Annotated in this window: 15 protein-coding genes; 7 read left to right on the top strand and 8 right to left on the bottom strand. The window is 68.9% G+C overall.

The genetic code is table 11. The features are described from left to right. Positions 1-84 precede the first annotated feature (84 nt). The 8 genes from B2J86_RS04935 to B2J86_RS04900 all read right to left on the bottom strand — a co-directional run bounded on the left by B2J86_RS04935 (position 85) and on the right by B2J86_RS04900 (position 8577). Entirely contained in the window at positions 85-234 is a 150-nt protein-coding gene (locus tag B2J86_RS04935) for a DUF2474 domain-containing protein (protein ID WP_173024856.1), read from the bottom strand. Continuing rightward, positions 215-1222, bottom strand: coding sequence for a cytochrome d ubiquinol oxidase subunit II (gene cydB / locus B2J86_RS04930; protein WP_173024855.1), 1008 nt, complete (start codon positions 1220-1222; stop codon positions 215-217). Before cydB ends, B2J86_RS04935 begins: the two co-directional genes overlap by 20 nt. Next, positions 1212-2657 carry a cytochrome ubiquinol oxidase subunit I gene (locus tag B2J86_RS04925; protein ID WP_173024854.1) on the bottom strand — a complete coding sequence of 482 codons (1446 nt, stop codon included), beginning with the start codon at positions 2655-2657 and terminating at the stop codon, positions 1212-1214. Before B2J86_RS04925 ends, cydB begins: the two co-directional genes overlap by 11 nt. A 334-nt stretch (positions 2658-2991) precedes the next feature. After that, a complete protein-coding gene (locus B2J86_RS04920) occupies positions 2992-4827 on the bottom strand; it encodes a nitric oxide reductase activation protein NorD (protein WP_173024853.1) in 1836 nt (611 codons plus the stop codon). Beyond that, entirely contained in the window at positions 4827-5840 is a 1014-nt protein-coding gene (locus tag B2J86_RS04915; protein ID WP_169169637.1) for a 4Fe-4S binding protein, read from the bottom strand. The genes B2J86_RS04920 and B2J86_RS04915 overlap by 1 nt, the downstream gene beginning before the upstream one ends. Beyond that, entirely contained in the window at positions 5833-6669 is an 837-nt protein-coding gene (locus B2J86_RS04910) for a CbbQ/NirQ/NorQ/GpvN family protein (RefSeq protein WP_169169638.1), read from the bottom strand. The genes B2J86_RS04915 and B2J86_RS04910 overlap by 8 nt, the downstream gene beginning before the upstream one ends. Before the next feature lie 3 nt (positions 6670-6672). Beyond that, positions 6673-8106, bottom strand: coding sequence for a cbb3-type cytochrome c oxidase subunit I (locus B2J86_RS04905; RefSeq protein ID WP_169169639.1), 1434 nt, complete (start codon positions 8104-8106; stop codon positions 6673-6675). Between the two features lie 45 nt (positions 8107-8151). Beyond that, positions 8152-8577: a cytochrome c gene (locus B2J86_RS04900; protein WP_169169640.1), complete on the bottom strand. Its 426-nt coding sequence runs from the start codon at positions 8575-8577 to the stop codon at positions 8152-8154. A gap of 249 nt (positions 8578-8826) precedes the next feature. On the opposite strand from B2J86_RS04900, the gene B2J86_RS04895 reads away from it, so the two are divergent. From B2J86_RS04895 to B2J86_RS04865, 7 genes are all read left to right on the top strand, one after another. Beyond that, on the top strand, positions 8827-9399 hold the full coding sequence (locus B2J86_RS04895) for a cytochrome c oxidase subunit 3 (protein ID WP_371736154.1): 573 nt from the start codon (positions 8827-8829) through the stop codon (positions 9397-9399). A 25-nt stretch (positions 9400-9424) separates the two neighbouring features. Next, complete coding sequence (locus tag B2J86_RS04890) at positions 9425-9745, top strand: cytochrome C oxidase subunit IV family protein (RefSeq protein WP_169169642.1); 321 nt, start codon at positions 9425-9427, stop codon at positions 9743-9745. Between the two features lie 213 nt (positions 9746-9958). Next, positions 9959-11611: a cbb3-type cytochrome c oxidase subunit I gene (locus B2J86_RS04885; RefSeq protein ID WP_169169643.1), complete on the top strand. Its 1653-nt coding sequence runs from the start codon at positions 9959-9961 to the stop codon at positions 11609-11611. Continuing rightward, positions 11601-12245, top strand: a complete 645-nt coding sequence (locus B2J86_RS04880; protein ID WP_169634234.1) for a cbb3-type cytochrome c oxidase subunit II — start codon at positions 11601-11603, stop codon at positions 12243-12245. Before B2J86_RS04885 ends, B2J86_RS04880 begins: the two co-directional genes overlap by 11 nt. Positions 12246-12261: 16 nt before the next feature. After that, the gene (locus tag B2J86_RS04875) at positions 12262-12873 is read left to right on the top strand and encodes a cytochrome c (RefSeq protein WP_169634233.1); all 612 of its coding nucleotides are present in this window, start codon (positions 12262-12264) and stop codon (positions 12871-12873) included. A gap of 9 nt (positions 12874-12882) precedes the next feature. Next, a complete protein-coding gene (locus B2J86_RS04870; RefSeq protein WP_173024851.1) occupies positions 12883-13596 on the top strand; it encodes an SCO family protein in 714 nt (237 codons plus the stop codon). Beyond that, a complete protein-coding gene (locus B2J86_RS04865; RefSeq protein WP_371736151.1) occupies positions 13593-14267 on the top strand; it encodes a hypothetical protein in 675 nt (224 codons plus the stop codon). The genes B2J86_RS04870 and B2J86_RS04865 overlap by 4 nt, the downstream gene beginning before the upstream one ends. The last annotated feature ends 40 nt before the right edge of the window (positions 14268-14307 follow it).

Genomic DNA, 14307 nt, shown 5'->3' with positions numbered 1-14307 from the left:
CCGCCGGCATGGGCCAATTCCAGGGGGCGGCAAACCAGGCCTGTCGGGTTGGCCGAAAAGGGAGGGCCTGCAGGCCCACCCGCGCTACGCCGAGAATCCCACCGCTGCCATGAGGTACCGGAGCGCGCTGGCCACCAGGAACAGGGCAGCCACGCTGGCCAGCCAGATAACGACGAGCCATGCCAAGCGCCGCAGCCAAAGGCGTGTCGTCGACTCAGTGGTACCCGTCGCCATGCCGCACCTTGCCCCTGAAGACCCAGTAGCTCCACGCCGTGTACATCAGGATGATCGGAATGATCAGCAGCGCGCCCACGAGGGTGAAGCCCAGGCTTTGCGCCGGCCCGGCAGCTTGCCAGATCGAAATGTCCGGAGGAATGATGTTGGGCCACAGACTGATGCCCAGGCCCGTGTAGCCGAGAAACAGCAGCGCCAGCGTCAGGACGAACGGCCCGGCGTGGGTCGAGCCGCGCAGCGTTTGCAGCAAGCGCCAGACGACGGCCGCCACCAGCAGGGGCACCGGCGCGAAGTACAGCAGGTTGGGCAGCGAGAACCACCGCTCGGCGATGGCTGGGTGGGCCAGCGGCGTCCACACGCTCAACGCGACGATCACCGCGAGCATCGCCCACACCAGCGGCCGGGCCAGCGTGCGCATGCGTTCCTGGAGGTCGCCCTCAGTCTTCATGACGAGCCACGTGGCGCCGAGCAGTGCATAGGCGGCCACCAGCGCGAGCCCGGTGAACACGGAAAACGGCGAAATCCAATCGAACGGGCCGCCTGCGAAGTTGCCGTCCACCACCGTGAGCCCGCTGAGGAAGGCGCCCAGCGTCACGCCCTGGAAGAACGTGGCGGCCAGCGATCCACCGATGAACGCGGCGTCCCACCAGTGGCGCCGCGCCGCGTGGGCCTTGAAGCGGAACTCGAAAGCGACGCCGCGGAAGACCAGACCCACCAGCATCAGGATCAACGGCAGGTAGAACGCGCTGAGGATCACCGCATAGGCGAGCGGGAAGGCCGCGAGCAGGCCCGCACCGCCGAGCACCAGCCAGGTTTCGTTTCCGTCCCACACGGGGGCGACCGTGTTCATCATCACGTCGCGGTCCGCCGTCGCGGGCACGAGCGCGAACAGGATGCCGATGCCCAGATCGAAGCCGTCCATCACCACGTACATCATGATGCCGAACAGAATGATGACGGCCCAGATGAGAGGAAGATCAATGCCCATGGGGAACCTCCGGTGCTGCGAGCGCATCCACTGCGTCCATGCCCTCCGATGCCGCCGACAGCGGGCGCATCGGCTGGCGCGGCTCCCCCGGTCCACCGTGCACCGGGGCGTCGCCGCCGTTGCTCGCGGGCCCTTTTCGGATCAGGCGCAGCCCATAGGCCGTTCCCGCGCCGAACACCGCGAAATAGACGAGCACGAAGAGGCCGAGCGTGAAGCCCACCTGCGACGCGGAATGCTGCGGCGACACCGCCTCGGCAGTGCGCATGACCCCATACACGATCCAGGGTTGCCGGCCTACTTCCGTCGTCAGCCAACCTGCAAGGATCGCCACCAGGCCGGCCGGCGACAGCGCCAGCGCAAAGCGCAGGAAGGCGCGGTGCGAGAAGATGCGCTGCCCCCGGCGCAGCCACAGCCCCCAGAAGGCCAGTGCAATCATCAGGACACCGAGCCCCACCATGGCGCGGAACGTCCAGAACACCACCGTCGAGTTCGGCCGGTCTGCGGGCGGAAAGTCCTTGAGCGCCGGTATCTGCCCGTCCCAGCTGTGTGCGAGCAGCAGGCTGCCGGCCCGGGGAATCTCGATCGCGTAGCGCGTCACCTCCGCCTCCATGTCCGGCCAGCCGAACAGTTTCAGCGGCACCCCGGCGCCTTCGGGCGTGCGTTCCCAGTGGCCCTCGATCGCCGCCAGCTTGGCGGGCTGGTGTTCGAGCGTGTTCAGCCCGTGCTGGTCGCCGATGAGCGCCTGGATCGGCGCGGCCGCCAGGAGCATCCACAGGGCCATGGACAGCATGGTGCGCACACGGGTGTTGTCGCGGCCCGCCAGCAGGTGCCAGGCTGCGGCACCCGCCACCATGAGCGCGGTCGCAAGGTACGAGGCGACGACGGTGTGCGCCAGGCGATAGGGAAACGATGGGTTCAGGACCACGCGCAGCCAGTCGACCGGTACGACACGCCCGTGGATGATCTCGTGGCCTTGGGGCGTCTGCATCCAGCTGTTCGAGGCCAGGATCCAGGTGGCGGAGACCAGCGTTCCGAGCGCGACCGCCAACGTCGACACGAAGTGCAGCGCCGGCCCGACACGGTCCCGCCCGAACAGCATCACGCCGAGAAAACCGGCTTCGAGGAAGAAGGCCGTCAGGACCTCGTAGGCGAGCAGCGGGCCCGTGACCCCCCCGGCAAAGCGTGAAAAGTTGCTCCAGTTCGTGCCGAACTGGTAGGCCATGACCAGCCCCGACACCACGCCCATTCCGAAGGCCACCGCAAACACCTTGATCCAGAACTGGTAGAGGTCGATGTAGACCTTGCGGCCCGTGCGCAGCCACAGGCCCTCCAGCACCGCCAGATAGCTCGCCAACCCGATGGTCAGGGCTGGAAACAAGATGTGGAACGAGATCGTGAAACCGAACTGGATCCGGGCGAGCATCAATGAAGTCATGTCGGTGCCTCGTGTGGCTGAGCTTCGCCCCTTCAGGCCAGCTGTGAACGACAGCACGAAAATCATGCGTCGCCTGGCGCCCGACAGGCTGTAGTCCAATGCCGACAAATGCGTCGAAATCGACCGGCGGGCGAGCGATTCGGGCCGCGCACTGGAGCGCCCGCTGGACGGCACGGCCGGGGAGCGATGGCGTCCCTGGGGGGCGCGCATGGGCCGGCCGCGCCCAAAGACAAAGCGTTCGGTCCCGCGACGCCAGCCCGTGAACTCGACCATTCAACCGCGCAGGGCTTGCGCGGGACGGCTTGGTTTTTTGCGGAAAGCGGAACTGCCGGGCTCAGCGTGCCAGCGTCGCCCAGGCCTGGGTCAGGCGCTGTACCAGGTCTTGGGGCTGGCGCACCAGCGCATAGCCCTGGCTGCCAAAGAGCATCGGCAGATAGTCGTGCGCCTCGCGGTCGATGGTGACGCAGAACGGCACCAGGCCGGCCTCGCGCGCTTCCTGCACCGCATGGCGCGTGTCTTCGAGGCCGTAGCGGCCTTCGTAGACGTCGAGGTCGTTGGGCTTGCCGTCGGTCAGCACCAGCAGCAGGCGCTGGCGCTCGGGGCGGGCCGAGAGGCGCCGCGTCGCATCGCGCAGCGCGGCGCCCATGCGCGTGTAGAAGCCGGGCTTGATCGCGCCCACGCGGCTGCGCACGGTGTCGTTCCAGCGCTCGCCAAAGCCCTTGAGGTGCTGGATGCGCACATGCTGGCGCCGCACCGAACTGAACCCGAGCATCTCGAAGGCGTCGCCCGTGGCCGACAGCGCCTCGCCAAACACGTACAGCGCGTCGCGGATCACGTCGATCACGCGCGCGTGGTCGGTGGCATAGGCGTCGGTCGACAGCGACAGGTCGGCCAGCAGCAGCGTCGCCAGGCTGCGCTCGCTGCGCTGGCGGCGCAGGTACACCGGCGGCGCGTCGCTGTGTCGCGCGCCGCTGCAGGCCTCGGTCCGGAAGCGCACCCAGGCGTCGATGTCGAATTCATCGCCCAGCATCTGGCCGCCCTGCCAGCGCGGCGCGGCGCGCAGCGCTTCGAGGCGCCGGCGCACGCGCCGCGCCGTGGCGCGCAGTGTCGGCGGTGGCGTGTACGGTGCGCCGGGGCGCGCCACGGAACACTGCACCGCGCAGTGGTCGGGCAGCAGCGCCCGCCGGCGCCAGTCCCACTCGGGCGTTTTGCGGCCGGGGCCGAGCGGCAGGTCGTCGTGCGCTGCGCTGGGCAGGTCCAGGTCGAACTTGATGCGCGATGCCGTGGTCTGCTCGCCGCGCGCCAGCGACAGCGTGTCCATGTCGTTGGCGGCCGCGGTTGCGTTGGGGTCGGCCTCGTCGTCGGTGCCGCGGTCCAGGCGCACCAGCTCGCTCCAGGTGGTGATGGCCTCGACCTTGGCGGCCACCAGCAGCGGGTTGTGCACTTTCTCGTGCTCGACGCGGCGCGAGCGCCTGCGCCGCTGGCGTTCCGGGGCGGCAGCGTCGGCGTCGGGGCGCGTGGCGTTCTCAGGGCCGTTGCCCGGGGCGCTGCCGGGGGCGGGCGGGGCACTGAGCCCGGCGTCCAGCCACAGCCACACGGGCGCCACCTGGGCCGGCGTGACGAACAGCGGGCCGTGGTCTTCGCCGCGCAGCGCTGCCTGCACCGCGGCCTCGAACGGCACGGCGTCGGCGCGCAGGCTGGCCAGGGGCGGGCGCTGCACCAGGTGGGCTTGCAACAGGCGCTGGTGGCGGCTGCGCAGGCCGGCAAAGCGCTGCAGCGCGCGCGCGGTGGCGGCGCGGTTGTCGGCAATCCAGTCGCCGCTCGCCTCGAACACGGCGGCCAGCGCGGCCAGCCACAGGTAGAGGTCGCGGTTGAGTTCGCGGCTGTCGAGTACCGCCAGCTGCGCCGGCAGCGCCAGCGTTTCCCAGTCGAGCACCGGCAACGGCACGCGGATGCCGCTGCCCGCCAGGCGCTGCAGCCAGCCGCGCGGCCCGCCGTGGCGGCTGTCGGCCACGGGCGCCACGCGCACCCCGGCGTCGCCGCCGCCGGCGCGGTACAGCAGGGCCAGGCTGCGGCGCATCTCTTCGAGCGTGACCTGCACCGCGGCGCGGTCGGGTTCGGCCAGGCGCGTGACCGCGCGGTGCCACCACTGGCCCATCCATTCTTCCATCAGGGGTTCTCCTCGCGCCGCTGGCGCAGGGTTTCGCGCACCGCATCGACGCCGATCTTCCATTCGAGCGTCGGCGTGCGCCCCTGGTCGGTCTGCGTGCTGTCGCAGGCCTGCAGGCACTGGCCGCACTGCACGCAGGCAAACATCATGCGTTTGATGTTGCGCGGGTTCAGGCGCATGGGGCAGGCGTGGTCGCAGGCGCTGCCGCGCGGCGCGTCACAGGTCTTGCACTCGCGGGCGCGGCTGCGCGTGAACGACACCACCATCGCCTTCGGGTTGGCCATCCAGGCCAGGCTCTGGAACAGGCCGACGGCGCAGCCGTAGCGGCAGAACAGGTGGCGCGCCAGCGTGAATTCGAGCGTGAAGACGAGCGTGCCCATGGCCAGGAAGCGCGCCTCGTTCGGCGTGAGCGTGCCGTGCACCAGGTGGCCCCAGACCAGCGCGGGCGGCAGCAGGTAGGTCAGCAGCGTGATCGCCCAGGCGAAGCCGCACAGCAGGCAGGCCGCCAGGAACACCGGCCACCAGCGTTTATCGGCCGTGCGGCCGGGGCGCGGCGTGGGCGATTTGTCCCACAGGCTGAGCTTGCCGGTGGCGCGGTGCAGCAGGCCGTTGAGGGTTTCGACCAGCGAGAAATGGGGGCACAGCCAGCCGCAGTACAGGCGGCCAAAGCGGTAGGCCACGGCCAGAAAGCCCACGACCAGGGCCAGCGCGGGCAGGATGCCGCGGCAGGTGATGGCCCACGCGGTCTGCACCGCCGTGGCCTCGCCGCGCACGAAGGCATCGATGCCGAGCGACCAGCGAAAACCGAGTACCCACAGCTGGGTCTCGGTCAGGTCAAAGCGCAGCAGGTTGAGCGCGGGCGCGAGCAGGAACACGGCAAAGAAAGACAGCTGCAGTCCGCGGCGCCGGCGCTGCAGCTGCTGGGTGCGGCGCAGGGACAGCGGCGGCGGCGCAGCGCCCGCAGCGCCGGTGGCGCAGCGGGCGGCGCTGGCGCAGCCACCGCAGTCAGGCATCGTCGTCGCCCACCACGGCGCGCACCACCTCGTCGAGGGCCGCGAGCGTGTCGCTGTCGTCGCTCAGCGCATCGACCACGGCGGCGCGGCAGGCCGCGCGCAGCGGCAGGCCCGAGGCCACCAGGCGCGCCGCCATCACCAAGAGGCGCGTGCTGGCGGTCTCTTCGAGGTCGTGGTCGCTCAGGCGCCGCAAGGCTTGGGCCAGCTGCACCAGGCGCGCTGCCAGCGCGGGCGTGGCCCGGCCTTCGCGTTCCAGGATCGCGCGCTCGACCGCGGGCGCGGGGTAGTCCAGCGTCAGCGCGGTGAAGCGCTGGCGCGTGCTGGGCTTGAGGCCCTTGAGCAGGTTCTGGTAGCCGGGGTTGTACGAGATGACGAGCATGAACTCGGGCGGCGCCTGCAGCAGTTCGCCGGTGCGCTCGATCGGCAGCACGCGCCGGTCGTCGGCCAGCGGGTGCAGCACCACGGTGGTGTCCTTGCGCGCCTCGACCACCTCGTCGAGGTAGACGATCGCGCCTTCGCGCACCGCGCGCGTCAGCGGCCCGTCGGCCCAGACCGTGTTGCCCTGGCCGATCAGGTGGCGGCCCACCAGGTCGGCCGCGCTCAAATCGTCGTGGCAGGACACGGTGATCAGCGGGCGGCCCAGCCGCGCCGCCATGTGCTCGACGAAGCGCGTCTTGCCGCAGCCGGTGGGGCCTTTGATGAGCAGTGGCAGCTGCTGCTCGAAGCAGTGTTCGAACAGCGCGCATTCACTGCCCTGCGCGGCATAGAACGGCACGCGGGCGGCGCTGGCGCCTGCGGCTGGCGCGGTGGCAGAAAGGACGGGTGCCATGGCTCAGGCCCGTTGCAGGCGGACGCCGGGGATGGCGCGGGCCTGGCCTTCCTCGTCGGCCGAGGCGCCGATGAAGAAGCTCGACAGGTAGGTCAGCAGCCCCAGCAGGAACATGACGCCGCCGGCCACGCGCACCCAGTAGAAGAACACCAGTTGGTCTTGCGTCGCCATGAACGACATGGCGCCGCTGGTGGGCATGCGCTGCAGCCACACCTGCAGGATGCCGGCGCCGCTGAGCGCCAGCACCATGACGGCCATGCCGATGCTCATGGTCCAGAAGCTCCACATCTCCACGCGCTGGGCGTGCAGGGGGTTGGCTTCGCGGCCGCGCAGGATGGGCATGGCATAGCTGATGATGGCCAGCACCACCAGCACGTAGGCGCCGTAGAAGGCCAGGTGGCCGTGGGCGGCCGTGACCTGCGAGCCGTGGGTGTAGTAGTTGACCCAGCTGAGCGTGTGGATGAAGCCCCAGACGCCCGCGCCCAGGAAGGCGATGACGGCGGTGCCCACGGCCCACAGCACGGCGGCCTGGTTGGGATGTTCGCGGCGACGGCGCTGCACCATGTTGAACGCGAACAGCGTCATCATGAAGAAGGGAATCGGTTCGAGCGCCGAGAACACGCCGCCGATCCAGTGCCAGTAGCCCGGCAAGCCGATGAAGTAGAAGTGGTGGCCCGTGCCCAGGATGCCCGAGATCAGCGCGAAGGCGACGATCATGTACATCCACTTGTCGATCACCTCGCGGTCGACGCCAGTGGTCTTGATCAGCACGAAGGCCAGCAGCGCCGCCATGATCAGCTCCCAGGTGCCTTCCACCCACAGGTGTACCACGAACCACCAGTACATCTTGTCGCGCACCAGGTTGCTGGGGTTGACGAAGCTGAACAGGAACAGCAGCGCCAGGCCCCACAGGCCCATCAGCAGCACCAGCGTGATGGCAGTCTTGCGGCCCTTGAGCACGGTCAGGCTGATGTTGAACAGAAAGCCCAGGCACACCAGCACGATGCCGACCTTGGTGGGCAGCGGCTGCTCGAGGAACTCGCGCCCCATGGTCGCCAGCAGGTCGTTGCCGGTCATCTCGGCCAGCGCGGCATAGGGCACCAGCAGATAGCCCAGGATGGTGGCGGCCCCGGCCAGCAGGAACACCCAGAACAGGACCTTGGCCAGCAGCGGGCTCCACAGCTCGGTTTCGCTTTCTTCGGGCACCATGTAATAGGCGGCGCCCATGAAGCCGAACAGCAGCCACACGATCAGCAGGTTGGTGTGCACCATGCGGGCGATGTTGAACGGAATGGCCGGGAACATCAGGTCGCCGATCACGTACTGGAGACCGAGCGTCAGGCCAAAGACGATCTGGCCGGTGAACAGGCCCAGCGCGGCGATGAAGTACAGCTTCGCGACGGCCTGCGACTGGTATTTGAGGGTTGCGGGTTGCATAGGGGTTTCCTGGGGGGTGGATGGGGCCTCAACGGGGTGGGGCGCTCAGCCTTCGATGTTCGGCGGCCACTTCTCGGTGTTGATGCCGTTGGTCCAGCGCAGGAACTCGACCATGTCGTCGAGCTGGGCTTCCGTGAAGTTGAACTGCGGCATCTGGCGGCGGCCCGGCGTGTGCGTGGGCATGGCCTTGATCCAGCCCTTGATGAAGTCCGGGCCGCGGCGCTCGTAGACATTGCCCAGCTCGGGCGCGAAATAGGCGCCTTCGCCCAGCAGCGTGTGGCAGCCGATGCAGTTGCGCGTTTCCCAGAGGTGCTTGCCGCGCACGACGGCCGGCGTGATGTCGCCCGACTTGGAGCGTTCGGGGATCTTGGTTTCAGTGTGGAAGACCAGCGCCAGAAACACCAGAATGAAGAACAAAGATCCTCCATAAAAGATGTTGCGCGCCATTTGGCTCGTGAAGCCTTGACTCATGGTGTACCTCATGCAGTGATGAGAGGCCATCGTATGAATCCGCCGCGCCGTCCGTTTGATGCACATCAATAAGGTTCATGCTTTATGAATCTTATTGTGGAGGCTGTGCATTTCGGCCACAGATGCGGCCAGAATGCGGGCACGGCGTTGCCTGCGGGCGGCGCTTCTGCCCTGCAGGTTCCCTGACTGGACGCTCGCCCGATGCGCTTTCCCGCTGTTCCCGCCCGCCCTTTTCCGGCCGCTACCTCCGTGCCGTCCACGGCCGCCGCGCCCCGCCTGCGCGGCGACCTGGGCGTGTGGCTGGTCATCCTGCTCGAGCTGCTGACCTTCGCGATACTTTTCGTGGCCTTTGCGTTTGCGCGCACGCGCGAGCTGGCGCTGTTCAATGCCGGCCAGGACACGCTGAACCGGCAGGCCGGGGCGGCCAACACCGTGCTGCTCATCACCGGCAGCTGGTGCGTGGCGTGCGCGGTTCGTGCGGTGCAGCGCAGCGCGTCGGCGGCCGGCGCGCGCTGGCTGCTGGCGGCGCTGGCCTGCGGCGCGGCTTTCGTGGCCGTGAAGCTCGCCGAATACGCACAAAAGATCGACGCCGGCGTGGACTTCTCGTCCAACACCTTCTACCTGTTCTATCTCATGCTGACGGGCTTTCACTTCCTGCACGTGCTCGTGGGCATGCTGGCGCTCGCCTACCTGTGGGCCAAGACGCGGCGCGGCGCCTATGGCGCCCACGACGTCCACGCGCTGGAGACCGGCGCCGCGTTCTGGCACATGGTCGACCTGCTCTGGATCGTGCTGTTCCCGCTGGTCTATGTGATGCGCTGAAAGACATAGCCCCAGGATTTTTGCCATGCCCGCTTCCCCACTGCCCCCGCCGCGCTCTGAACCCGCCGCCCCGGCCGCCAGCGCGGCGCTGACGCGGGCCTGGCTGGCGCTGCTGGCCATCACCGCCACCACCTACTGGCTGGGCGGCGCGCAGCTGCCGGTGGCCGCCGGATCGATGGTGCCGGTGCTGGCGCTGTGCGCGCTGTCGTTTGCCAAGGGCCTGCTGGTGATCCTGGAGTTTCTGGAGCTGCGGCACGCCCCAGCGCTGTGGCGCTGGCTGGTGGTCGGTTGGCTGGCGCTGGTGCTGGCGTTGATCGCGCTGGCGTACTGGGTCGGTCGCTGGTGAGCGCCGCGCGCCGGCGCGGGCGGTGCTGTCGGATCGCAGGGGTTGGGAAGGGTTATTGCCTTGCCCAAAAGCGGAGCGCAAAATGGATTTTTGGAGACCTCCCGTGAACGCGTAGCACATGCACAAGCGTGTGCGGTTTCTGTATCCCTGTGCTTCCGTATTGGCCGCAGGCGTTCATGCACCGGTGCGGGCTACCTGCAAAGGAATGCTGCCATGGACAGCGCGATACTGAGTTTGTTGGGCGCGTTTTTGCTGTCTCTTCTAGGATTGTTCGTGTTCATCTGGTCGATGCGCAAGGGGCTGCTGGTCGAGAACCCCAGGGCGGCCTCGGTGATCTTTGCGCGCGGCGAGGTCGGCCGGGTGGACGACCCCACGGTGTCCGGCGCGGCGCGCAGCCGCCTGCAGGCTGCCGCCATCGAACCCGGCAGCGACCTGCATGTCGCCGACCCCGACGAGCTGCTGCACCGCGTCGAGGCGGACCAATCGAGCGCCTTTCCGGTCTTCATGTTCATGGCCTTTGCCTGCTTCTGGCTGGTGCTGGGCTCGCTGGCGGGGCTGACTTCTTCGCTCAAGCTGCACATGCCCGACTGGCTGGTGGGCGAGGCCTGGCTCACCTTCGGACGCATCCGCACCATCCACCTGACTGCCGTGCTGTATGGCTGGATCACCAACGCGGCGCTGGGCGTCATGGTGTGGCTGCTGCCGCGCCTGCTGCGCACGCCGCTGCTGGGGGCCATGTGGGTCATGCTGGGCGGCGCGCTCATCAACACCGGCATTGCCAGCGCCATCGGCGCCATCGGTTCGGGCTGGACCGACGGCATGGAGTACCTCGAGATTCCCTGGCAGATCGGCACCTTCATCGTCGCCGGCTTCCTGTGCATCATCGGGCCCGTGCTCTACACGCTGGTCAACCGCAAGGTCGAGTCGCTCTATGTGAGCGTCTGGTACATGGTGGCAGCGCTGCTGTGGATTGCACTGCTGTTCCTCATCGGCAAACTGCCCGGGGTGCACACCGGCGTGCAGCAGGCCACCACCAACTGGTGGTACGGCCACAATGTGCTGGGGCTGTGGTTCACGCCGGTCGCCGTAGGCGCCATTTATTACTTTCTGCCCAAGATCATCGGGCGGCCGGTGCGCTCGTACAACCTGTCCATCCTGGGCTTCTGGACGCTGGCCTTCTTCTATGGCCAGGTCGGCGGCCACCACCTGATCGGCGGGCCCGTGCCCGGCTGGCTGACCACGCTGTCCATCGTGCAGAGCATGATGATGATCATTCCGGTGACGGCCTTCACCATCAACATGGCCGGCACCATGTGGGGCCGCATGCATCTGGCGCGCCATTCGCCCACGCTGCGCTTCATGATGTTTGGCGGCCTGATGTACATGCTGTCGTCGATGCAGGGCTCCTTCGAGGCGCTGCGCAGCGTCAACCAGGTGGCGCACTTCACGCACTTCACGGTGGCCCATGCGCACCTGGGCGCCTACGCGTTCGTCACCATGGTGCTGTTCGGCGCGATCTATTTCATGATGCCGCGCGTGCTGAACTGGGAGTGGCCATACCCGCGCCTGATCACGCTGCAGTTCTGGCTCGCGGCCATCGGCATCAGCATCTATTTCATCGGCCTGACGGTCGGTGGCTGGCTGCAGGGGCAGGCCATGCTCGACGGCACGCGGCCGTTCATGGATTCGGTCACGCTGACCATCCCCTACCTGCAGTGGCGCAGTGTGGGTGGCGCACTGATGGTGCTCAGCCACCTGATCTTTGTCGGCCACTTCCTGGCCATGGTGCTGCGGTTTGGCCCCACGCGCACGGGCGCGGCACTGTTCTCGCCGCACAAGGCGCTGGAGCCCGTCCATGGAGAATGAAGTCAAGCTGGCGGCCGGCGCCATGGTGTCGCTCGCCGTTGCCACGGCTGCGTTGGTGGTAATGCCCTATATTCAGGTGCGCGACGTCGTGCCGCCCGAGGGGCTCAAGCCCTACACCAGCGCCGAGCTGCGCGGGCGCGCCGTTTACATCGCCAACGGCTGCGTCTACTGCCACACGCAGCAGCCACGCGACCGCAACCTCGGGCCTGACCACGAGCGCGGTTGGGGCCGCGCCTCGGTGCCGGGTGATTATTTCTATGACAAGCCGCACCTGCTGGGCAGCATGCGCACCGGGCCCGACCTGTTCAACATCGGCGCGCGCCAGCCCAGCAAGGACTGGCACCTGGGCCACCTGTACCAGCCGCGCGCCTATGCGCCGGGCTCGATCATGCCGGCTTACCCTTTCCTTTTCGAGGTCAAGGACGCGGCCGAGCCCGGCGATGAGGTGGTGAACCTGCCCCCCGGCGCGGGTCCATTTGGCCGTGTCGTGGTGGCGCGGCCCGAGGCGCTGGACCTGGTCAAGTACATGCAGGGCCTCAACCACACCTACCCGGTGCTGCCGCCCCCACCCAAGGCCGCGGCCGGCACGGCGGCGCCGCTCCCGGCAGACGCCGCGCCGGCAGCGGCCTACTGAACCTTGTGAGGCGCCCATGCCGAACGAACCCGACCCCCGCTACCGCGCCCAGCAGCGCGAAAACGCAGAGCCCGAGGAGCGCTCGCAGCCCATGCCCTTGATCGTGGCCGGCCTGGTGCTGGCCATGGTCGCGTTTGGCGTGCTCTATATCCTGATGTCCGACCCGTTTGGCAATTCGGCCCTGGGCGACCGCCGCACCGTGGCCGACCTGTCTGGCCCGGCACCTGCGGCGCCGGGGGCGGCAGTGGACGGCAAGCAGATCTTCACGGCGAACTGCGTCGCCTGCCACCAGGCCACGGGCAAGGGCTTGCCGGGCGTGTTCCCGCCGCTCGATGGTTCGGAATGGGTCCATGGCGATGCGCGCACGCTGGCCAACATCCTGCTGCACGGCGTCGAGGGCGAGATCGAAGTGGCCGGCACCACCTACAAGGGCGCCATGCCGGCGTTCCAGCAGCTGAGCGATGCCGAGCTGGCGGCCGTCGCCAGCTACATCCGCAGCAGCTGGTCGAACAAGTCGGACCCGCTGCCACCCGAGCTGTTCGGGCAGGAGCGCAAGGCCAGCACGCGCACCACGCCGTTCGAAGGCGGCGCCGCGCTCAAGGCCCTGGCCGCCGAGAAGCCCACCTGAGCGCTCGGCATGCTGCGCACCGCCTTTCTCAGTGGGGCGCTGGGGCTCACGGCCTACGCCTCGGCCGCCTGGCTGACGCACGACTTCCAGGTCTGGACCGCCAAGGGCGCGCGCCGCCTCGAAGTGGCGCTGCAGCCCGTGGCCGCGCCACCTGTGCAGGTGGACGGCCCCGGCACCACGCCGCGGCCGCTGCCGCAGTGGCTGGCCGCGCCACCGGGGGCCGTGACCATCGCCGGCTTCATCTACACCCGCTGCCAGAACGTGTGCCTGTCGCTGGGCAGCAGCTTCCAGCAGCTGCAGGCGCAGTTGCTGCAGGACCGCTCTGCCGTTGGCGGCACGCCCGCAGGGGCGCCTCCTGCGGCGGTGCGCTTGCTGTCGCTGAGCTTCGATGGGGCGCACGACACGCCCGCTGCGCTGCAGGCCTATGGCCGGCAGCTGCACGCCGACGCGTCGGTGTGGCAGTTCCTGCGCGTGCCCGACGCGGCCGAACGGGCGCAGCTGCTGCGGCGCTGGGAGGTGGTTGTGGTGCCCGACGGGCGCGGCGACTTCGAACACAACGCCGCGTTGCTCGTCATCGACCCCGCCGGGCGGCTGGTGCATGTGTTCGACATGGCCGAGCTGGAACTGGCGCTGAACTATGCGCGCCACCTGGCCCGTGGTGCCGCACCCACCGTGGCCACGCGGGCCGCTGTCCCCGCCAGCCCCCCAGGGGGTGCGCCGTGACGCACCGCGCCACCTTGCAGACCCCTGCGCCTGCGACCTGCGGTGCGCGGTGGGGTGCGACTGCCGCAGGTCTGGTGGCGCGCGCAGGCAGGCACGCCACGCCCGCCCACCAGGCGGCAGCGGGCGCGCTGGCACTGGCGCTGCTGGCCCTGCCGGCGGCGCGCCACGCCCTGGAAGCCAGCATGTGGCGCCACATGCTGCTGCAGGCGCCGCTGTGGATGCTGGCCGGCGCGCTGCTGTTGGCGGGGCTGGGCAGCAGCGCCCGTGCGCGCGTGGCGCGCTGGAACGCGTACGGCATCACCGGCCTGTGGGCTGCGGCCCTGGTGCTGGCGCTGTTGATGGTGCCGCGCGTGCTCGACCTGGCGCTGGTCAGCCCGGCCGTTGAAACCACCAAATGCGGCGCGCTGGCGCTGGCCGGTGCCGCACTGCGCCTGTCGTGGCGGCCGGCGGGGCTGGTGGTGCAGGGGTTCTTTTTGGGCAATGTGCTGCCCATGACCGCGGTGGTGGGACAGCTCTACATCGATTCGCCCACGCGCGTCTGCAACGCCTATCTGCTGGGCGACCAGGAGCGCCTGGGGCATTGGTTGGTGGGCGTGGCCGCGCTGCTGGCCGTGGCCTGGCTGGCGCAGGTGGCGTGGCGCATGGTCATGCGCGACAGTGCGGCGGCCTGAGGCGCACAGTGTGCGATCTGCCTTGCGCGGTGCGCTGGAG

Origin of the sequence: Acidovorax sp. SRB_14 (genome assembly GCF_012932145.1) — a bacterium.
Taxonomy (GTDB): Bacteria; Pseudomonadota; Gammaproteobacteria; order Burkholderiales; family Burkholderiaceae_C; genus Simplicispira.
The sequence above is the reverse complement of the archived record's forward strand: the minus strand, read 5'-3'. Positions and strand labels throughout refer to the sequence as shown.